This window comes from Tessaracoccus yangjingae (genome assembly GCF_054483935.1).
The window spans coordinates 3,128,630-3,148,310 of sequence record NZ_CM137014.1 but is presented as its reverse complement, the minus strand read 5'-3'; the positions used below and the strand labels follow the sequence as shown (position 1 = coordinate 3,148,310).

15 protein-coding genes, 1 other RNA gene, 1 pseudogene and 1 riboswitch are annotated in these 19,681 nt (G+C 72.1%); of the genes and pseudogenes, 13 read left to right on the top strand and 4 right to left on the bottom strand.

The annotated features are described in order from the left end of the window. Positions 1-86: 86 nt before the first annotated feature. The 8 genes and pseudogenes from rplM (at position 87) to ACX1D3_RS14185 (ending at position 8,655) form a co-directional block, all read left to right on the top strand. Complete coding sequence (gene rplM, locus ACX1D3_RS14220) at positions 87-530, top strand: 50S ribosomal protein L13 (RefSeq protein ID WP_458994471.1); 444 nt, start codon at positions 87-89, stop codon at positions 528-530. A 17-nt stretch (positions 531-547) separates the two neighbouring features. Further along, the gene (gene rpsI, locus ACX1D3_RS14215; RefSeq protein WP_458994470.1) at positions 548-1,072 is read left to right on the top strand and encodes a 30S ribosomal protein S9; all 525 of its coding nucleotides are present in this window, start codon (positions 548-550) and stop codon (positions 1,070-1,072) included. Between the two features lie 103 nt (positions 1,073-1,175). Then, a pseudogene (gene glmM / locus ACX1D3_RS14210) lies at positions 1,176-2,527 on the top strand (phosphoglucosamine mutase). Between the two features lie 59 nt (positions 2,528-2,586). After that, the gene (locus ACX1D3_RS14205; RefSeq protein WP_458994469.1) at positions 2,587-3,327 is read left to right on the top strand and encodes a zinc ribbon domain-containing protein; all 741 of its coding nucleotides are present in this window, start codon (positions 2,587-2,589) and stop codon (positions 3,325-3,327) included. After that, entirely contained in the window at positions 3,327-4,760 is a 1,434-nt protein-coding gene (locus ACX1D3_RS14200; RefSeq protein WP_458994468.1) for an RNB domain-containing ribonuclease, read from the top strand. The genes ACX1D3_RS14205 and ACX1D3_RS14200 overlap by 1 nt, the downstream gene beginning before the upstream one ends. 25 nt (positions 4,761-4,785) lie before the next feature. Continuing rightward, positions 4,786-5,149, top strand: an RNA gene (rnpB, locus tag ACX1D3_RS14195) — RNase P RNA component class A. A gap of 48 nt (positions 5,150-5,197) precedes the next feature. Then, the gene (locus ACX1D3_RS14190; protein WP_458994467.1) at positions 5,198-7,696 is read left to right on the top strand and encodes a circularly permuted type 2 ATP-grasp protein; all 2,499 of its coding nucleotides are present in this window, start codon (positions 5,198-5,200) and stop codon (positions 7,694-7,696) included. Beyond that, entirely contained in the window at positions 7,693-8,655 is a 963-nt protein-coding gene (locus ACX1D3_RS14185) for a transglutaminase family protein (RefSeq protein WP_458994466.1), read from the top strand. Before ACX1D3_RS14190 ends, ACX1D3_RS14185 begins: the two co-directional genes overlap by 4 nt. Here ACX1D3_RS14185 and ACX1D3_RS14180 read toward each other — a convergent pair. The 3 genes from ACX1D3_RS14180 to ACX1D3_RS14170 are packed head-to-tail and all read right to left on the bottom strand — an operon-like array spanning position 8,619 to position 11,154. Then, positions 8,619-9,422: a transglutaminase-like domain-containing protein gene (locus ACX1D3_RS14180; RefSeq protein ID WP_458994465.1), complete on the bottom strand. Its 804-nt coding sequence runs from the start codon at positions 9,420-9,422 to the stop codon at positions 8,619-8,621. The genes ACX1D3_RS14185 and ACX1D3_RS14180 overlap by 37 nt on opposite strands. Further along, on the bottom strand, positions 9,419-10,279 hold the full coding sequence (map, locus tag ACX1D3_RS14175; protein ID WP_458994464.1) for a type I methionyl aminopeptidase: 861 nt from the start codon (positions 10,277-10,279) through the stop codon (positions 9,419-9,421). The genes ACX1D3_RS14180 and map overlap by 4 nt, the downstream gene beginning before the upstream one ends. Before the next feature lie 26 nt (positions 10,280-10,305). Further along, entirely contained in the window at positions 10,306-11,154 is an 849-nt protein-coding gene (locus ACX1D3_RS14170; RefSeq protein ID WP_458994463.1) for a DUF2510 domain-containing protein, read from the bottom strand. Positions 11,155-11,340: 186 nt separating this feature from the next. On the opposite strand from ACX1D3_RS14170, the gene ACX1D3_RS14165 reads away from it, so the two are divergent. Beyond that, positions 11,341-12,633: a glutamine synthetase family protein gene (locus ACX1D3_RS14165; protein WP_458996565.1), complete on the top strand. Its 1,293-nt coding sequence runs from the start codon at positions 11,341-11,343 to the stop codon at positions 12,631-12,633. 21 nt (positions 12,634-12,654) lie between these two features. Here ACX1D3_RS14165 and ACX1D3_RS14160 read toward each other — a convergent pair whose 3' ends face one another. Then, entirely contained in the window at positions 12,655-13,074 is a 420-nt protein-coding gene (locus ACX1D3_RS14160; protein ID WP_458994462.1) for a sterol carrier family protein, read from the bottom strand. A 129-nt stretch (positions 13,075-13,203) separates the two neighbouring features. Between ACX1D3_RS14160 and ACX1D3_RS14155 the strand changes: the two genes are divergently transcribed. The 4 genes from ACX1D3_RS14155 to ACX1D3_RS14140 all read left to right on the top strand — a co-directional run bounded on the left by ACX1D3_RS14155 (position 13,204) and on the right by ACX1D3_RS14140 (position 19,212). Continuing rightward, positions 13,204-16,122: a bifunctional [glutamine synthetase] adenylyltransferase/[glutamine synthetase]-adenylyl-L-tyrosine phosphorylase gene (locus ACX1D3_RS14155; protein ID WP_458994461.1), complete on the top strand. Its 2,919-nt coding sequence runs from the start codon at positions 13,204-13,206 to the stop codon at positions 16,120-16,122. Positions 16,123-16,157: 35 nt separating this feature from the next. Then, a riboswitch (FMN riboswitch) is annotated at positions 16,158-16,290 on the top strand. Between the two features lie 87 nt (positions 16,291-16,377). Continuing rightward, entirely contained in the window at positions 16,378-17,217 is an 840-nt protein-coding gene (locus tag ACX1D3_RS14150; protein ID WP_458994460.1) for an ABC transporter permease, read from the top strand. After that, a complete protein-coding gene (locus ACX1D3_RS14145; RefSeq protein ID WP_458994459.1) occupies positions 17,214-18,236 on the top strand; it encodes an ABC transporter substrate-binding protein in 1,023 nt (340 codons plus the stop codon). Before ACX1D3_RS14150 ends, ACX1D3_RS14145 begins: the two co-directional genes overlap by 4 nt. 10 nt (positions 18,237-18,246) lie before the next feature. Beyond that, on the top strand, positions 18,247-19,212 hold the full coding sequence (locus ACX1D3_RS14140; RefSeq protein ID WP_458994458.1) for an MDR family oxidoreductase: 966 nt from the start codon (positions 18,247-18,249) through the stop codon (positions 19,210-19,212). The last annotated feature ends 469 nt before the right edge of the window (positions 19,213-19,681 follow it).

Here is a 19,681-nt window from a genome sequence, read left to right as displayed (position 1 = left end):
CAGCTGTTGCGCGCGTTCTGCGACCCTGCCCTGGCACGGTCGGCGGGCAACCCCCATCAGTTAGCAAACCGAATGGAAGTGGGATTGTGTCAACGTACACCCCAAAGCCGGGCGAGATCGTCCGGGACTGGCATGTCATCGATGCCGACAACGTGATCCTTGGGCGCCTCGCCGTCCAGATCGCCAACCTCCTGCGTGGCAAGCACAAGCCGCAGTTCGCGCCGCACGTGGACACCGGTGACTTCGTCGTCGTCGTCAACGCGTCCAAGATCGCTCTCTCCGGCAGCAAGCGCACCGATTCCATGCGTTACACGCACTCCGGCCGCCCGGGCGGGCTTCGCACCGTCCCCATCGGCGACATGCTGGAGAAGGATCCCCGTCGCGCCGTCGAGCGCGCTGTGTGGGGGATGCTCCCGAAGAACAAGCTCAGCCGTCAGATGATGAGCAAGCTCAAGGTCTACTCGGGCCCCGAGCACCCCCACGCCGCCCAGCGGCCGCAGCCGTACGCGATCACCCAGATCGCCCAGTGAGCGAGAGCGAGACGCACATGACCACCACTGACATCGACGAGACCACCGCCGACGAGATCACCCCCTTCGTCGACGACGAGAACCGCGAGATCGCGTACCGCTCCGACGCCAACCCGGCCGCCGCCGCCGGCTCCGACGTGCGCCCCGCCGTCGTCGCCCCCGGTGCCGCCACCGGCCGTCGCAAGGAGGCCATCGCCCGCGTGCGCATCGTCCCCGGCACCGGCACGTGGACGATCAACGGCCGCACCCTCGAGGACTACTTCCCCAACAAGGTGCACCAGCAGCTGGTGAGCGACCCGTTCGTCGTCGCCGGCGTCAACGGCTCCTACGACGTGATCGCCCGCATCCACGGCGGCGGCATCACCGGTCAGGCCGGCGCGCTGCGCCTCGGCGTGGCCCGCTGCCTCAACGGGATCGACACCGAGGCCTCGCGCCCGGGCCTCAAGAAGGCCGGCATGCTGACCCGCGACGCCCGCATCAAGGAGCGCAAGAAGGCTGGTCTCAAGAAGGCCCGCAAGGCTCCTCAGTACAGCAAGCGCTGACCCCAGCCGCTTCGGAAACGCCCATCCCCTCGACGGGGGTGGGCGTTTTCCGCTTCCCGGGGCGATTCGTCGGGCCGGTTTGGCCGACTGTATTGTCTCGTGCGTGGCACGACTCTTTGGTACCGACGGCGTCCGTGGCGTCGCGAACAGCGAACTGACCGCCGAGCTGGCGCTCGACCTCTCCGTCGCGGCGGCGCACATCCTGGGTGAGGCCGGCGCCTTCGCCGGGCACCGCCCCGTGGCCCTCGTCGGCCGCGACCCTCGCGCGAGCGGCGAGTTCCTCGAGGCGGCCGTCATCGCGGGCCTTGCCTCGGCCGGCGTCGACGTGGTGCGCCTCGGCGTGCTGCCCACCCCCGGGGTGGCCCATCTGGTCAACGCGTTCGACGCGGACCTGGGCGTGATGATCTCCGCGTCCCACAACCCCATGCCCGACAACGGCATCAAGTTCTTCTCCAGGGGCGGGGTGAAGCTCGACGACTACCTCGAGGACGCCATCGAGGCCCGGATGGGCGAGGACTGGGACCGCCCCGTCGGCGGCGACGTGGGCCGCATCCGCAGCGACATGGGCGCCGTCGAGGGGTACGTGGCGCACCTGGTGGGCTCGCTGGGGGAGGACGCCTCGCTCGAGGGGCTCACCGTGGTGGTGGACTGCGCCAACGGCGCGGCCGCGGCCACCGCGCCCGAGGCGTTCGCCGCCCAGGGCGCGCGCGTCATCGCCATCCACGCCGAGCCGGACGGCCTCAACATCAACCGCGACTGCGGCTCGACGCACCTGGAGGACCTCATCGCGCGCGTCCGGGCGGAGGGGGCGGACCTCGGTATCGCCCTCGACGGGGACGCCGACCGCTGCCTGGCGGTGGACCACGAGGGCAACGTCGTGACGGGGACCACATCCTGGCCATCCTCGCGATCGCCATGAAGGAGGAGCACCGCCTCCACTCGGACACGCTGGTGGCCACCGTCATGAGCAACCTGGGCCTCATCAACGCGATGCGCGCGCACGGCATCCGGGTGGACCAGACGAAGGTGGGGGACCGCTACGTCCTGGAGTCGATGAACGCCAACGGGTTCGCGCTCGGCGGGGAGCAGTCCGGGCACGTGATCATCAACGAGTTCGCCAACACCGGCGACGGCACCCTCACGGGCCTGCACCTGGCGGCCCGGATGGTCAAGACCGGCCGCACGCTGAAGGACCTGGCCTCAGTGATGACCGTGCTCCCGCAGGTCATCATCAACGTGCGCGGCGTGGACAAGCTGCGCGCCGGCATCGACACCGGGGTGCAGCAGGCCGTCGCCGCCGCGTCGCGGGAGCTGGGCGACACCGGCCGCGTGCTGCTGCGGCCCTCCGGCACCGAGCCCGTGGTCCGCGTCATGGTCGAGGCGCCCTCGGACGACCAGGCGCGCCGCATCGCCGACACGCTGGCGGAGAAGGTCAAGACGCGTCTCGCGCTCTGAGTCCCGAGGCATCACCAGCCGGTATCCTGGGCGGCACCCAACTGGATAAGGACCGTCCGATGCTCGCTGACCCTGTCGATCAACGCACGCTGCTCACGCTCGCGGATCTCGATGCCGAGGTGGCAAGGGTCCAGCACACGGCCAGGTCGCTGCCGCAGCACAAGGCCATCGCCGAGCTGATGGCCTCCCGGCAGCAGGCCACCGACGAGCTCATCTTCGCGGTGACCGAGGTGGACGACCTGCAGGTGGCGGTGGCCAAGGCCGAGGCGGACCTTGCGCCGGTGCGCGCCCGCCTCGAGCGCGACGAGAGGCGCATCGTCGACGGCTCGGTCACGGACGGCAAGATCCTGCGCTCGCTGCATGACGAGGTGGAGCACCTCAAGCGCCGGATCTCCGACCTCGAGGACGACGAGCTGGAGTGCATGGCCCGCCTGGAGGACGCGGCGGCCCGCCGCGACCGCATCGCGGCCCGCAAGACGGAGATCGAGACGCGCCTGCGCAGCGAGGTGGCCCTCCGCGACGAGCAGGTGGCCCGCCTCAGCCAGGAGGCCAAGGACCTGAGCGTGACCCGCGCGCCCATCGCGGCCTTGGTGCCCGCCCCGCTGCTGGCGGTCTACGAGAAGTACCGGGCGTCCTCCGGCCTGGGCGCCGCGGCGCTGAAGGCGGGACGCTGCAGCGGCTGCCAGCTCCAGCTGAACGTCTCCGACCTCGACACCTACCGCCGGGCGCCGGCGAACATGGTGCTGCGCTGCGCCGAGTGCGACCGGATACTGGTGCGCACCGAGGAGTCCGGTCTCTGATGCCCTCGACGCACCTTGACATCCGCGATATCCCGGCCGAGGTGCGCGAGGCGCTGATCACGCTGCAGAAGCGGCTGGACCTGCCCCGGTCCTTCCCCCACGAGGTGCTCGCCGAGGCCGAGGTGACCGCCCAGCTTCCGCCCTCGGCACACGTCGACCGCACCGACATCGAGTTCGTCACCATCGACCCGGCCAGCTCGACCGACCTGGACCAGGCCCTCCAGATCGAGCGCGACGGCGACGGATACCTCGTGCGCTATGCCATCTCCGACGTGGCCCACTTCGTGCGCCCGGGCACCGCGCTGGAGGCCGAGACGCACCGGCGCGGGCAGACGCTCTACGCCCCCAGCGCCCGCGTGCCGCTGCACCCGGCGGTGCTGGCCGAGGGCGCGGCGTCGCTCCTGGCCGACGGCGCCCCACGCCCCGCGATGCTCTGGGAGCACCGCCTCGACGCGTCCGGGCAGCTCATCGACGTCTCCCTCACCAGGGCCATGGTGCTGAGCCGGGCCAAGCTCAACTACGACGGCGTGCAGCGCGACCTGGACCGCGGCGAGCCGCATCCCAGCGTCGCGCTGCTGCCCGAGGTGGGGGAGCTCCGCCGTCGCCTCGAGATCGAACGCGGCGGCGTCTCGCTCAACCTGCCCGAGCAGGAGATCGTGGAGCACGACGGCTCATGGGAGCTGGAGTTCCGGCACATGGTCCCGGTGGAGGACCACAATGCCCAGATCTCCCTGCTGACCGGCTTCGCCGCGGCCCGCATCATGCTCGACGGCGGGATCGGCATCCTGCGGACCCTGCCCCCCGCCGAGGACTGGTCGCTGGAGAAGCTCCGCCGCGCGGCGGGAACCCTGGGCGTGCCCTGGCCCCAGTCGATGAGCTACCCCGAGTTCGTGCGGTCGCTCTCCCCGGACAACCCGCGCGAGCTGGCCGTGCTCACCCGGTGCACCATGCTGTTCCGCGGCGCCGGCTACCTCGCCTTCGACGGCGAGGTCCCGGACGCCCACCTCGAGCACTCGGCGCTCGCCGCCCCGTACGCGCACACCACGGCGCCGCTGCGCCGCCTCGTCGACCGCTACGTCCTCGAGGTGTGCCACAGCCTCCTCAACGGGCTCGAGGTGCCGGGATGGGCCCGCGACGGCCTGCACGCGCTGCCGGCCGAGATGGCCGAGTCCGGGCGGGTGGCGCGGGCCTACGAGAACGGCGTGCTGGACCTCGCCGAGGCGCTGGTGCTGCGCGCCGACGTGGGCCGGATCCTGGTGGGCGTGGTCACCGACGTCCACCCCAAGACGGGCATGGGCACGGTGCAGGTGCCGGACCCCGCCGTCGAGCTGCGGGTCAAGGCGTCCCAGAAGGAGGTGGGCTCCGAGATCCGGGTCCGCGTCGACAAAGTGGACGTGAGGTCCGGCAAGGTGGTGCTGTCGCGGCCGAACTGATCCCCGCGCTAGGATGGTGGGCGGACGAGTCGGCCAGATGATCGCGGCCACTTCGGTGGCTGAGGAAAGTCCGGACTCCACAGAGCAGAGTGGTGGGTAACGCCCACCCGGGGTGACCCGCGGGACAGTGCCACAGAAAACAGACCGCCTGGAGACAGGTAAGGGTGAAACGGTGGTGTAAGAGACCACCAGCGCTCCGGGTGACCGGAGCGGCTCGGTAAACCCCACTCGGAGCAAGACCAAGAAGGCCGGCCCAGGCCGGCCGCGGACGCCACTTGAGCGCTGCTCGCGCGAGGCGCCCGGGTAGGTCGCACGAGCCCACCGGCGACGGTGGGCCTAGATAGATGATCATCCGTCGACAGAATCCGGCTTACCGGCCGACTCGTCCGCCACCACCGCAGGTTCCCGCCCCGCCCGGCAGCCACTAGGGTTGCCGTGTGACAGCGGAGGCAGCACCCACCACCGAGCTGGCGGACTACCGCCGTCGGGCGGCGGGCGGCTGGGACGAGCTGACCTCCGGGGCCCGGCCGGACCAGCTGCTGCTGCACGGCGCGATCGAGTCGCTCGGCCTGCCTGGGCTGCAGGCCGCGGGCCGCGAGATCCAGCGCCTCGTCGAGGACGAGGGCATCCTCTACGGCGGCGAGTCGCGGCGGAGCTGGGTGGTCGACCCCCTCCCTCTGATCCTCGGCGCCGACGAATGGGACGCCCTCGAAGCCGGACTGAAGCAGCGCACCCGCCTCCTTGGGCTGGTGCTGCGCGACCTCTACGGCGAACAACGCCTGCTGTCCTCCGGCGCACTGCCCGCGGAGATCGTCTGGGGCCACCAGGGGTTCCTGCACCAGGCCAGCGGCATCCACATGCCCGGGCACGCCTGGCTGCCGCTGGCCGCCGTCGACCTCGGCCGCGACAGCACCGGAGCCTGGACCGTCCTGGCAGACCGCACCGACGCTCCGTCGGGCATGGGCTACGTCATGGCCAACCGGCGGCTGACGTCGCGGGTGATGGCGGACCTCCACCACGACGCCCGGCCCGCGCGGCTGCGCAGCTACTTCTCCGCGATGCGCGCCGGCCTCCAGCAGCTGGCCCCGCGGGCCGGACACACCCCCAAGGGCGTGCTCCTGTGGGCCGGCGCGGGCGGCGAGACCGCCTACGAGCAGGGCTTCCTCGCCACCCTCCTCGGCTACGCGCTGGTGGAGGCCGAAGACCTCGTGCTCCGCGACGGGCAGGTGTGGGTCAACTCGCCCGAGGGCAGGGCGCTGGTCGACGTCATCCTCCGCCGCGTCGACTCGAACCTGTGCGACCCCCTGGAGTTCCGCAGCGACTCCCAGCTCGGTGTGGCGGGCCTGCTGGAGGCCACCAGGCTGGGCAACGTCGCCAGCCTCAACCCGCTCGGCAGCGGCGTGCTGGAGAACCCGGCGCTCCTCGGCCTCCTGCCCGCGCTCGCGCCGCAGCTGCTGGGGGAGGAGCTGCTCCTGCCCTCGGCACAGACGTGGTGGTGCGGAGACGACGCGCAGCGCAGCCACGTCCTGGCCAACCTTGACACCATGCTGCTCAAGCCCCTGAGCCGCGGCCTCGGCGCCGCGACCCTCGCGGGGTGGGAGCTGGCGGCGGCGCAGAAGGACCAGCTCGCCGCCCGCATCGCGGCGGAGCCCTGGGCCTGGTGCGGCCAGGACCCGCTGGACCTCTCCACCACGCCGGTGGTCACCGACGACGCCCTCGAGCCCCGGCGCGTGGTGCTGCGCTGCTTCGCGGCCCAGGTGGACCACTCCCACGAGATCCTCGCCGGCGGGCTCGCCCGCGTGGCCCGCGACGACCGGTTCCGGATCACTACCATGAGCGGGGCCCTCACCAAGGACGTCTGGGTGCTGGACCCGGAGGACGTGCAGGAGACCTGGACCCCCACGTTCGACGGCGGCCCCATCGCCATCCAGCGCGTCGCCACCCTGGCCCCGCGTGTCGCGGACAACCTCTACTGGTTCGGGCGCTACACCGAGCGCGCCGACGGCACCGTGCGGCTGCTTCGCCTCGCCGTCGACCTCGCGCACGACCACGGCCGCAGCCCCGCCTCGCGCGGCGGTCAGGTCCTCGCCGCCGTGCTGGCGGCGGGGGAGGGGATCACCGACCTGGACCTGTCCAGCCGCGACGTGGGCGGTGCGCTGAAGCGGTTGCGCCCCGCCGTGGTCGACGGCTCCGCCCGCGGATCCGTCGCGCACGCCGTCCGCCGCCTGACCGAGGCCGCCCAGGAGGTGCCAGACATCATGTCCGGCGACCTCTGGCACGTGCTCAGCCAGCTCAGCAGGCTCCTCGGCGAGGCAGGCAGGCGCCGCGACCTCGCCGGCGTGCTCGACGACCTGGTGGCCGGCACCCTGGCAATCGCCGGCATCAACAACGAGAGCCTCACCCGCGACGTGACCTGGGCCTTCGTCGACGCCGGCGTCAGGATCGAGCGGGCCCAGCGGATGCTGGCCGTCGTCGAGCACACCCTCGGCGCGGACCGGGCCGCCGTCGTGGAAAACCAGCTCGCCGACGCCGTCCTCGAGATGGGCGAATCCCTCATCACGCAGCGCCGCAGGTCCGCCTCGGGCGAGGGCCCGCGCAGGCCCGCCCTAGCCGCCACCCAGCTGCTCATCTGCGACCGCTCCAACCCCCGCTCGGTGGCCTACCAGCTCGACCGGCTCGTCGAGGACCTGCGGCTGATCGGCGACGAGGAGCTGGCCGCCCGCGCCGCGGACCTTGTCGCGGTGTTCGTCAGCGCGGACGTCGTGGGGCTGTTCGCCGGCCCCCGGGCCCTGGTGGCGGGCTTCGCCCGGACCGAGCTGTCGGAGCTGCGGGCCGTCTCCGACGAGCTCACGCGGAGGCACCTCACCCGGTCCGCCCCGCGGCGCGCCACGCTCAGCGAGTGGAGCGCGGGGACGATGCTGGGGGAGGACGCATGAGGCAACTCCCGGAGAACCTGGCGCCCCGTCGCTACTTCGTCAAGCACCGCACCAGCTACGAGTACCCCGAGGCCGTGACGCTGTGCTACGAGCGGGGGTTCCTCACCCCGCGCGACACCGCCTCGCAGCGGGTCCGCGCCCACGGCACCCAGGTGCTGCCCCATCCCCTGCTCCAGACCGAGCACGTGGACCGGTTCGGCAACACCAGCCACTACCTGGAGATCCACTACCCCCACACGCACCTCGACGTGGTCAAGGAGGCCATCGTCGACGTGGCCTGGCCCGAGGTGGACGTGGAGTCGCTCAACCAGTGGACGCTCGCCTCGGCGCAGCGCGCCACGGTGGGCAACGCCGCGTTCCGGCTCGACCGGGCGATGTTCGCCCTGCCGTCGAAGCACGTGGCCGTGGCGTCGCGGGAGAAGCTGGCCTCCTACGCCGAGACGATCCTCGCGCCCGGCCTGGGCTTCGGGGAGGCGCTCGTGGAGCTGACGATGGGCATCCGCCGCGACTTCGCCTACCGGCCGGGCGTCACGTCCGTGCGCACCACCGTCGACGAGCTGCTCAAGCTGCGGGCCGGCGTGTGCCAGGACTTCGCCCACCTGGGGATCGCCATCCTGCGGTCCCTGGGGGTGCCCGCCCGCTACGTCTCGGGCTACATCGAGACGGTGTCGGCGCCCGGTCAGGCCAAGCTGGAGGGGGCGGACGCGTCCCACGCCTGGATCTCCGTGCTGGCGCCCAACGGCACCTGGGTGGACGTGGACCCCACGAACGGGCAGTTCGCGGACTCCCGCTACATCGTCACCGCGTGGGGCCGCGACTTCGCCGACGTCAGCCCGCTCCGCGGCGTGATCGTGACCGAGGCCGCCACGTCGAGGCTGTCGGTGGGCGTGGACGTGCTACCCATGGACGGCGACGAGGCCCCTCAGGTGAGCGTCCTGAAGCTGAAGTTGTCGTCGTAGGGCAGGTCCCCGTCCACCGTCGCGTCCACCGTGAGGCGGCTGAGCGTGGTGCGGCCCGCCAGCGTGGTCATGAACGCGGTGTCCGCGGCGTCGCGGCCGGTGCAGATGCGCACCATCGACGTGCGGGGCGCGAGCCCGGTGGCGTCCAGCAGGTACCAGGTGCCGTTCCAGTAGGCCTCGACGACGGCGTGGAAGTCCATCGGCACCAGGCCGGGCGCGTAGACCGACACCAGGCGCGCGGGCATGTTCACGCCCCGGAGGAAGGCGACCACCAGGTGGGCGGAGTCGCGGCAGACGCCGGCCCGGCTGAGGTATGTCTCGAGGGCGCCGTCGACGACGCGGCTGGAGCCCGGACGGTAGATCACCTTGGTGCGCACCCACTGCGTGACCGCGCTCATCAGCTCGAACCCGGTCAGGCCCGCGAAGTGCGTGTGGCTGAGGTTGGCCAGCCTGTCCGAGTCGCAGTACCGCGAGGGCCGGGTGTAGAGGATCTCGTCGATGCCCTGCATGGGCGACTCGGGCGCCGGCGCGAGGACGTCTGCCGTGTAGTCCACCGTCAGGGGGCCGACGGGGACACCGCGCAGGCGGTGCAGGCGGCTCCCGGAGGGGGCGATCAGTTCCTCGGCCTCCACCTCGTCGTCGCCGGCGCGGAACGTGAGCGTCTCCTCGACCTCCGGATAGTCGGTGCTGACGGCGACGGAGAACACCAGGTCCGCCGGCGCGCCGACGGCGACCTCCAGACGGCTGGAGACGTGGCGCACGCTCATGCGGCCCAACCCGGGAGGGTCAGGACCTCGGCGCCGGTCTCGGTGACCACCAGGCTGTGCTCCCACTGCGCCACGCGCGACCTGTCCGTGGTGACCACGGTCCAGTCGTCGTCCCACTGGTCGGTCTCGTGCGTGCCCAGGGTGAGCATGGGCTCGATGGTGAAGGTCATGCCGGGCTGCATGACGGTGTCCATCCGCGGCTCGTCGTAGTGCAGGATCACCAGGCCCGAATGGAACGTGGTGTGCACCCCGTGGCCGGTGTAGTCCCGCACCACCCCGTAGCCGAACCGCTTGGCGTAGGACTCGATCACGCGCCCGATGACGGAGATCGGGCGCCCCGGGCGGACCGCCTTGATGGCGCGGTTGAGCGCCTCCTGCGTGCGCTCGGTGAGGAGCCGGGACTCCTCGTCGACGTCGCCGCAGAAGAAGGTGCCGCAGTTGTCCCCGTGCACGCCGTCCTTGAAGGCGGTCACGTCGATCTTGACCAGGTCCCCGTCCTCCAACGGGCGCAGGTCCGGGATGCCGTGGCAGACCACCTCGTTGACGGAGGTGCAGATGGACTTCGGGAAGCCGCGGTAGCCGAGCGCCGACGGGTAGGCGCCGTGGTCCAGCATGTACTCGTGCGCGACGGCGTCGAGCGCGTCGGTGGTGACCCCGGGGGCGATGGCCTTGGCGGCCTCGTACATGGCCTCCGCCGCGATCCGGCCCGCCACCCGCATCTTCTCGATCACCTCGGGCGGCTGCACGTGTGAGCCCGTGTAGCGCTTCGGCGCGGGCCGGCCCACGTACTCGGGGCGGGGGATGCTGCGCGGCACGTCGCGCTGGGGGGTGATGTCGTGCGGGGTCACTGGGTTCACAGTGGTCAAGTCTACGTAAGGCCCGGCTACCCGTCGAAGCGCAGGGAGTTGAGCGACACGTCCACCTCGGCCCGGTTCTCGTCGTGGCCGATGGTCACGCACGAGACGTAGACGGCGAAGCGGTCCTTGTCGTCTGTGGGCACCAGGATGATGTCCACCACGTCGCCCTCGATGTCCTGGTCCGCCATGTTGCCGACGAAGATGTTGGACGTCAGCCGCCATCCGATCCGGTCCGAGACCACGTAGTCCTCGTTGATGAGCAGCTCGCGCCGCTCGAAGCCCAGGAACATGCCGGAGGAGGCCATGCAGGTGACGAACTGCTCGGCGGCGGTGCTCATCACCGGCGAGAACCCGTCGGAGACCTTGATGTAGCCGACGTTGACGTTGCTCATCCACCCGAGGGCGATGTCTCGGGTCATGCCGTTGGACTCGTAGAGCCAGTCGATCCACGCGGAGTTCTGTTCCCAGCGCGAGCCTGACGGCGGCTCGATCGACAGCCCTCCGCCGTGCAGCCGCCCGTCGCGGATCTCGCTGCGCGGGTAGTCGTCTGCGGTGGGGCACTCGATGGGCTGCCCGAAGCCGGTCTCGATGGGCGTGGGGCTGGGCGTCTCGGTGGGCACCAGCTCGTTCCACTGGGTGCCGGTGGGGCGGGCGGAGCGGTTGTCCTCGGGGGTGGCGGCGAAGGGGTTGGACCCGGCGGGGAACATGATGATGGCCGCGATGACCCCGCCGATGACCACCAGGGCGATCAGCAGCCACAGCGCCGCGCCCGGCCCCCTGCGGGGGGAGTGCCCGGTCTCCATCCAGCGCTGCCCGTCCCAGTAGCGCCGGCCCTGCGGCGCCGTCGGGTCTGCGTACCAGCCGGGCTCTGCCATGGGCCAATAGTAGGCGCTGGTCAGGCGGTATCCACCCGCGCGCGGGCCCGGGCGGGCGGCCCCGCCCGGGCGCCGCCGCGGGAGCGGGCGCGGTGGGCTGTTTCCGCGCGGTTCGTCATGCGGCTGAAACAAAGTGCGGGCAGACTGGGCGCCATGGATAGGCAGACTGAGTTCGTCCTGCGTTCGATGGAGGAGCGGGGGATCCGGTTCGTCAGGCTCTGGTTCACCGACGTGCTGGGCTCGCTGAAGTCCGTCGCCATCGCCCCCGCCGAGGTGGAGGGCGCCATCTCCGAGGGCGTGGGCTTCGACGGCTCGGCCATCGAGGGCTTCGCGCGCGTCTTCGAGTCGGACATGGTGGCGCACCCTGACCCGTCGACGTATCAGGTGCTGCCCTGGCGGCAGGCCGGCCGGTCCACGGCCAGGATGCTGTGCGACATCAAGCTGCCCGACGGCTCCCCGAGCTTCGCCGATCCCCGCTACGTGCTCAAGCGCGCGCTGCAGAAGGCCGGGCAGATGGGCTTCACGTTCTACATCCATCCCGAGATCGAGTTCTTCCTGCTCCGCTCGCTCACCCCGCCGGTGCCCCTGGACGACGGCGGATACTTCGACCACACCACCCTGGGCGACGGCACCGACTTCCGCCGCGACGCCATCACCATGCTGGAGCAGATGGGCATCTCGGTGGAGTTCAGCCACCACGAGGCTGCGCCCGGGCAGCACGAGATCGACCTGCGCTACGCGGACGCGCTGACCATGGCGGACAACGTGATGACCTTCCGGGTGGTGATCCGCGAGGTGGCGGTCAGCCAGGGGATCCACGCGTCGTTCATGCCCAAGCCGTTCTCCGAGCACGCGGGCTCCGGCATGCACACGCACATGTCGCTCTTCGAGGGCGACACCAACGCCTTCTACGACGCCTCGGACGAGTACAACCTGTCGAAGACCGCCAAGCAGTTCATCGCGGGCCTCATGCGGCACGCGCCGGAGATCACCGCGGTCACCAACCAGTGGGTCAACTCCTACAAGCGCCTGGTGGGCGGCGGCGAGGCACCGTCGTACGCGTGCTGGGGGCGCGCCAACCGGTCGGCGCTCATCCGGATCCCGCAGTTCACCCCGGGCAAGACGTCGTCGGCGCGCATCGAGTACCGGGCCGTCGATGCGGCGGTCAACCCCTACCTCGCCTACGCCGTGCTGCTCAACGCCGGGCTCAAGGGCATCGAGGAGGAGTACGAGCTCCCGGAGGAGACCGAGGACGAGGTGTGGCGTCTCACGGACCGCGAGCGCCAGGCCATCGGGATCCAGGAGCTGCCCCGCAACCTCGACGAGGCGCTGCGCCTGATGGAGGACAGCGAGCTGGTGGCCGAGACCCTCGGCGAGCACGTCTTCGAGTACTTCCTGCGCAACAAGCATGAGGAGTTCTCCGCCTACCGCAAGCAGGTCACGCCGTGGGAGCTGGAGCGCCACATCCGCGTGATGTGACGCGGGCCGTCGGTGTCGCGGCTAGAGGGGGAAGGCGCGGGCCGCCTCGTCGGCGTGCACGCCTGAGGCGCTGAGCGGGGCCTCGTCCCACGGGATGCGCCCGACGGCGAGGCCCACGAACGTGTCGGGGGTCATCTCCACCACGTTGGGCGGGGTGCCCCGCGTGTGCCTGGGCCCGGTGTCGAAGCCGATCTGGACCGCCGCGAACGGGGGGACCCGCACCTCGATCGACGCCCCCGGATGCCGCTCGCCCAGCAGCCCGCATCCCGCCCGGCAGACCGCGGCGGTGAGGTCGCGGCCGAGGGGGGCGGGGTCTGCGGCGGCGCGCAGCAGGAGCCCGGTGAGGTCCGGCCGGCGCCTGGACAGTTCGGCGTCGAGCGAAGGATCGGGGCCGAGGCGCTCCCGCAGTGCCGCGACGACCGTCGGGGTGGGCTTGAACATGGTGGCCCCAGGATAACCAGTGCCTGGACGCGCCTCCCGCGGCGGAGGCGCCGGCCTCCGGTTCCGAGTGCGCCGAGCCGCCTGCGGGTGACGCCCGCGCGCCGGGCCGGGCGTCGATACTCTGAGCGGGTGACCAGGTACCAGTCGCAGACCGGCGAGTTCGCCCGGCGCGGATTCGACTCCGCGACGGCCAGCGCGCGTGTCTGGGAGCGGTGGCAGCAGCGGATCGACGGCGAGCCGCCGGTGGACCTCGACGTGTTCGAGCCCGTGGCGGACCGCGACCTCGCCCTCCACTCACTGGACCGCATCGCCGAGGCCGCGCCCCACCTGATCGCCCGCGTCGCCGTCGACGAGGGCTGGCTGCACCGCCTCGTCATGGTGCTGGGCGGATCGACGGCGCTCGCCCAGACCCTGGTGCGGCATCCCGAGGAGATCGAGGCCCTCCGGGAGCCGCCCCGCCGCCGGGGCCGCGCCGGCTGGCAGGAGTTCTTCGCGGCCCGAGTGGGGCTGGAGGACGGTGTGGCGCGCGGACCCGCGGACGCGCTCAGGCTGGCGAACCGGGTGGCGCTCGTCGAGATCGCCGTGCGCGACCTCACCGCGCCGGACTCCCTGGCCCTCGCCGACGAGGTGGCGGAGGAGCTCGCGCACGTGGCCGACGCGGTGCTCGAGATGTCGCTGGCGCACGCGCGCGCCGAGGTGCCGGGGTGGGAGAAGGCCCGGCTGGCCGTCCTCGCGCTCGGCAAGACCGGGGCGCAGGAGCTCAACTACATCTCCGACGTCGACGTGATCTACATCGCCGAGCCGGCCGAGGGCGTCGGCGCCGACGAGGCGTTGACCGTGGCCACCAGGCTGGCGGCCGCGCAGGCGCGGCTGTGCTCCGCGCACACCGCCGAGGGCACCATCTGGCAGGTCGACGCGGCGCTCCGGCCCGAGGGCAAGGCGGGCCCGCTGGTGCGGACGCTGGCGAGCTGCCGCACCTACTACGAGAAGTGGGCGAAGAACTGGGAGTTCCAGGCCATGCTGAAGGCCAGGCCCGCCGCCGGTGACCAGGCGCTCGGCCAGGACTTCGTCGACATGGTGTGGCCGATGGTGTGGCAGGCAGGGGAGCGGCCCGAGTTCCTCGCCGAGGTCCGCGCCATGCGCGAGCGGGTGATCTCGCTGATCCCGGCCAAGCAGGCCGACAAGGAGATCAAGCTCGGCTCGGGCGGCCTCCGCGACACCGAGTTCTCCGTGCAGCTCCTGCAGCTCGTGCACGGCAGGGCCGACGAGCGGCTCAGGGTCCGGGGCACCTTCACCGGTCTGACGGCGCTGGTGGGGAGCGGCTACATCGGGCGCGCCGACGGAGCGGAGATGGCGGCCGCCTACCGGTTCCAGCGGGTGCTGGAGCACAGGGTCCAACTGAGGCGGCTGCGGCGAACCCACCTGGTGCCCGACGACGAGCTGGCCGTGCGCCACATCGCCCGTTCCCTCGGCCTCAGCGGCGAGGAGCTGCAGGCGCGGTGGCGGGACTCCACCCGCCGCGTCCGGCGGCTGCAGCAGCGGATCTTCTTCTCGCCCCTGCTCGACGCGGTCAGCCACGTGCCCACCGACGGCCTCAAGCTCACCCCCGACGCCGCCAAGACCCGGATGCGGGCCCTCGGGTTCGCCGACCCCCAGGCTGCCCTCGGACACATCCAGGCGCTCACCCGCGGGACGGACCGCGGCGCCGAGATCCAGCGCCAGCTGCTCCCGGCGATGCTCGAGTGGTTCGCCGAGGGCCCCAACCCGGACTTCGGCCTCCTCTCCTTCCGGCAGCTCTCCGAGGCGCTGGGCAGCAGCGCCTGGTACCTGCGGGCGCTGCGCGACGAGGGCTACATGGCGCACCGGCTGGCCCGGATCGCGTCGTCGAGCCGCTACGTGGTGAACCTGCTCAAGCGGGCGCCGCACCACATCCACATGCTGGCCGGCAACGACGAGCTCCGTCCCCGCGCGGCCGAGGAGCTGACCGAGGCGATGGGCCGGGCGGCCAGCCGCCAGGACGACCTCGACAAGGCCATCGCGTCGGTGCGCGCGCTGCGGAGGGCCGAGCTCTGCCGGATCGCGCTGAGCGACGTCCTCGGCGACGCCGACCTCGCCACCGTGGAGGTGGCGCTCAGCGACCTGGCCTCGGCCACCATCGACGCCGGCCTGGTCCTCGCGCGCCGCCGGGTGGATGCCCCCGAGGTTGGCGTCATCGCCCTGGGACGGTGGGGCGGCCGCGAGATGTCGTACTCCTCGGACGCCGACTGCATGTTCGTGGTCCCCGACGGCGTCGAGGGCGAGGACCTCACGCGTGCCACGGAGCTGGTGCGGCACCTCGCCGACATCATCGGCAAGCCCGGCCCCGACCCGGCGCTGGTGGTCGACACCGACCTCCGCCCCGAGGGCAAGGGCGGGCCGCAGGTGCGCACCGTCTCCTCGTACGCCACCTACTACGCCAAGTGGGCCTCCACGTGGGAGGCGCAGATGCTGCTGCGCGCCCGGCCGGGCGCTGGGGAGCTGCGGCTGGCGGAGGAGGTGCTGGACGGCCTGACCGGCTTCCGCTACCCCGTCGGCGGGCTGAGGCCCGAGCAGGTCACCGAGATCCGCAAGCTGAAGTCGCGGATGGAGACCGAGCGGATACCCAAGGGGGTGCCCCGGGACCGGCACCTCAAGCTGGGCCCCGGCGGCCTGTCCGATGTCGAGTGGACCATCCAGCTGCTGCAGCTGCAGCACGCGCACGCGCACCCCGGGCTGCGGACCACCTCCACCCTGGGGGCCCTGCGCCTGCTGGCCCGGCTCGAGCTGCTGGAGGAGGCGCAGGCCGTCCGGCTGGAGGAGGCCTGGGTGCGGGCGAGCCGGCTGCGCGACGCGATCATGCTCGTGCGCGGCCGTGCGAGCGACGCCCTCCCGTCGGATGTCCGCGAGCTGGCCGCGACCTCGGTGCTGCTCGGCTACGGCCCCAGGGAGTCGTCGCAGCTGGTCGACGACACCCGCCGCCTGATGCGCCGCGCCTCGGACGTGGTGGGCTCCGTGTTCTGGAAGGGCTGAAAGCCGCCCGCGAGCGTGGTGCTACCATCGACGCAAACGTGTTCCGGGGTCGGTGTAAGTCCGAACCGGCGGTGATAGTCCGCGACCCCCGCGGCCCAGCTGGGCCAAAGGGTTGACTCGGTGGAACTCCGAGACCGACAGTCAGAGTCTGGATGGGAGGAACACGCGTGTGCGACGGCGCGCGCACGTCTCCGTGCGCGCATTTCATGCCGTCGTCCCTGCGCGTACCCCGGACCTGACTGAAGGACCGGGACGATGACCATCCAGGAGCGGCGGCGGGCGCGCACACTCGCGCATCTCGGCGTGTGGTCCGCCTACCCCGCCCGCACCAGGCCCACCGCTGGGCGGTGGAAGACCACGCTGGCGGCGTTCGCCGTCGTGCTGCTCCTCTGGTGGGGCGTCACCGCCACCGGCCTGATCGCCCCCCTGTACCTGCCCAACCCGGTCGACGTCGTCTCGCGCATGGTCACCCAGGCCACCACCGGCGTGGCGTGGCGCTACCTGGCGCCCACCCTGGGTGCCGCGCTGCTCGGCGCAGTCCTCGCCGTCGCCGTGGCCATCCCGCTGGGGATCGTGATCACGCACTCGCGGCTGCTGGCAGCGGTGATCGAGCCGTTCGTCGCCGTCTCGCAGACCGTCCCGCTCGTGGCCATCGCGCCGCTGCTGGTGCTGTGGATCGGCTACGGCACCGTGCCGATCGCCGTGCTGTGCGCCATCATCGCGTTCTTCCCCATGGTGACCACCACCGTCGTGGGGCTCCGGTCCCTCGACATGCGCGTGGTCGAGAACGCGCTCCTCGACGGCGCCTCGGCCCGGCAGCGGCTGTGGCACGTCGAGGGCCCCATGGCGGCGCCCGCCATCCTCGCCGGCGTGCGCGGCGGCGTGGTGCTCACCATGACCGGCGCCGTCGTCGGCGAACTCGTGATGGGCGGAGCCGGCCTCGGCACGCTCCTCACCCTCACCCGGGAGGCGGCCGACACGGCGGGGCTGTTCGCCGTCGTCGCCTGGATCAGCCTCACCTCCCTCACCCTGCACGGCCTCGTCCACGTCGCAGAACGCGCCGCGGTCGCCCGACTCCAAGGAGAATCCACATGATCACCCGACGTTCCCTCATCCTCGGCGGCCTCGCCGTCGCCGGCGCCACGGGACTCGCCGCCTGCTCGGCCGGGCCGCAGGCCACCCCCACACCCACGCCCAGCGGGAGCATGCTCGCCGACGGCGTGCTCACCGTTGGCCTCACCTACATCCCCAACGTGCAGTTCAGCGCCTTCTACCTCGGCGTGAAGGAGGGGCTGTTCGCCAAGCACGGGCTCGACGTGACGCTGCGGCACCACGGCCAGCAGGAGGACGTGTTCGGCGCCGTGCTGGCCCGCGAGGAGCACGTCGTGTTCGCCTCCGCCGACGAGGCCATGGTGGCCGCGGCCAACGGCCAGGACCTGCGCACGTTCGCCACCAGCTACCAGACCTACCCGCTCGAGGTGATGGGCGGCGCCGGACTCGGCCTCTCGGCCGAGGAGGGCCTGGCGGTGCTCGCCGGCCGGAGCCTCGGCATCCCCGGCCACTTCGGGTCCAGCTACTACGCGGCGCTGGCCGCGATGCACGAGGCGGGGCTCACCGAGGCGGACGTGAAGCTGATGGACATCGGCTACACGCAGCTTTCGGCGCTGGCCGCCCGGCAGGTGGACTTCATCATGGGCTTCCGCAACAACGAGCTGGTTCAGCTCCAGGCGCAGGGGGAGCAGGTGATCTCGATCCCCATCTCGGATCCGGCCTCGCCGCGCCTGGTGGGGCCGAGCCTCGTCACCGTCGGCACCGAGGTGTCCGACGACGTGCTGGCGGCTGTCGCGGCCGGCATGCGGGAGGCGCAGGAGGCCGTGATCGCGGATCCGGAGGCCGCGCTGGACGCCACCGCCGAGCAGGTGCCCGCGCTCGCCGACCCAGCGCAGCGGGAGTCCGCCGCGAAGGTGCTGGAGGCGACCACAGGACTCTGGACCAGGGACGGGAAGGTCGACGTGTCGCTCGACACCGCGGCGTTCGGGCGGATGGCCGACTTCCTCGTCGAGGTGGGCGTCATCGGGCAGGCCCCGGCGAACCCGTACGTGGATCTCGCCTAGGGTGGTGGCCATGCGCGGAATCGTGGTGCGGGATGACGGGGTGGCCCTCGAGGAGGGCTGCGAGGAGCTGCTGAGCGACGAGGGGGTCCTCGTCGAGGTGGTGTACTCCGACCTCAACTACAAGGACGCCCTGGCCGTGACCGGCAGGCCCGGGGTGGTGCGGCAGCGGCCGCTCATCGCGGGGATCGACCTGGTGGGCCGCGTCGTCGAGTCGCCGGACGAGCGCTGGAACCCGGGCGAATGGCTCGTCCTCAACGGCGCCGGCCTGTCCGAGAGCCGGCACGGTGGTTACGCCGACCTCGCCCGCGCAGACGCGGACCTCGCCGTCCGGATCCCCGACGGGCTCACCCCGGAGCGGGCGGCCGCCCTCGGCACCGCCGGCTACACGGCCGCGTTGGCCGTGCTGCGGCTCGTCATGGAGGGGGTCACCCCGGACGCCGGGCCGGTGCTGGTGACCGGGGCGACGGGCGGCGTGGGGTCGATCGCGACGATGCTGTTGGCGTCGGCGGGATTCGGGGTCGCGGCGGTCACCGGGCGCCCAGACGAGCTGGGCGACTACCTGCGTGAGCTGGGGGCGGACACTGTCCTGCCGCGCGAGGCCCTGGCGGACCCGGGCCGCCCCATGCAGAAGGCCGTCTACGGCGGCGTGATCGACTCGGTCGGCGGCCAGACGCTCGCCAACGCCATCGCGCAGACCCAGCCCCACGGGGTGGTCGCCGCCTGCGGGCTGGCGGGCTCCGCCGAGCTGCCGGCCAGCGTGCTGCCGTTCATCCTGCGCGGGGTCACGCTGGCGGGGATCGATTCGGTGTGGGCGGACATGGAGGACCGTGCCGACGCCTGGCGTGTGCTGTCGCGGGGAGTCGACGTGGACCTGCTGGACGCGATGACCACCCGGGTCGGCCTCGACGGCGTGATCGCCGCCGGTGAGGACCTCCTCGCCGGACAGCGCCACGGCCGCACCCTCGTCGAGCTCTGAGCTTCGGCGGCCCTTCCCGCTGGTTGAGCCGCGCCGAGCCGCCTGCGGCTCCGCGCGTGTCGACTTGGGTTGAGCCGGGCCGAGCCGCGAAGCGGCCCAGCCCGCGCCGAAACCAACCGACGTACGCCTGTCCATGGACCGGGTCGCGGTTCCCGCTCCGGGTGCCGGGAGCCCTGAGTCGAGGCCCGTGCGGCCCGTGTCCACCGCCTGCTTGTCGGCCGCGTGCTGGGCTGTGGTCGGGTAGTTGAGGCCGCCCGGGCCTCGTCTCACGTCTCCCGTCACTCGTCTGCCTATGGCGTGGTCCCCTCCGGGCGTGCGCCGGCAGGGCGGCCCTGGCTCAAGCCTGCTTCAGGCGGGTTCCTCTGGGTGCCCCTCGGGCTGGGCATCCCTGCGCCCAGCCGCCCTCCCGTCACCCACCCTCCTGCGCACCTCGCGCATCCCTGCGCGCAGCCGCCGTCATGGGTGGGAG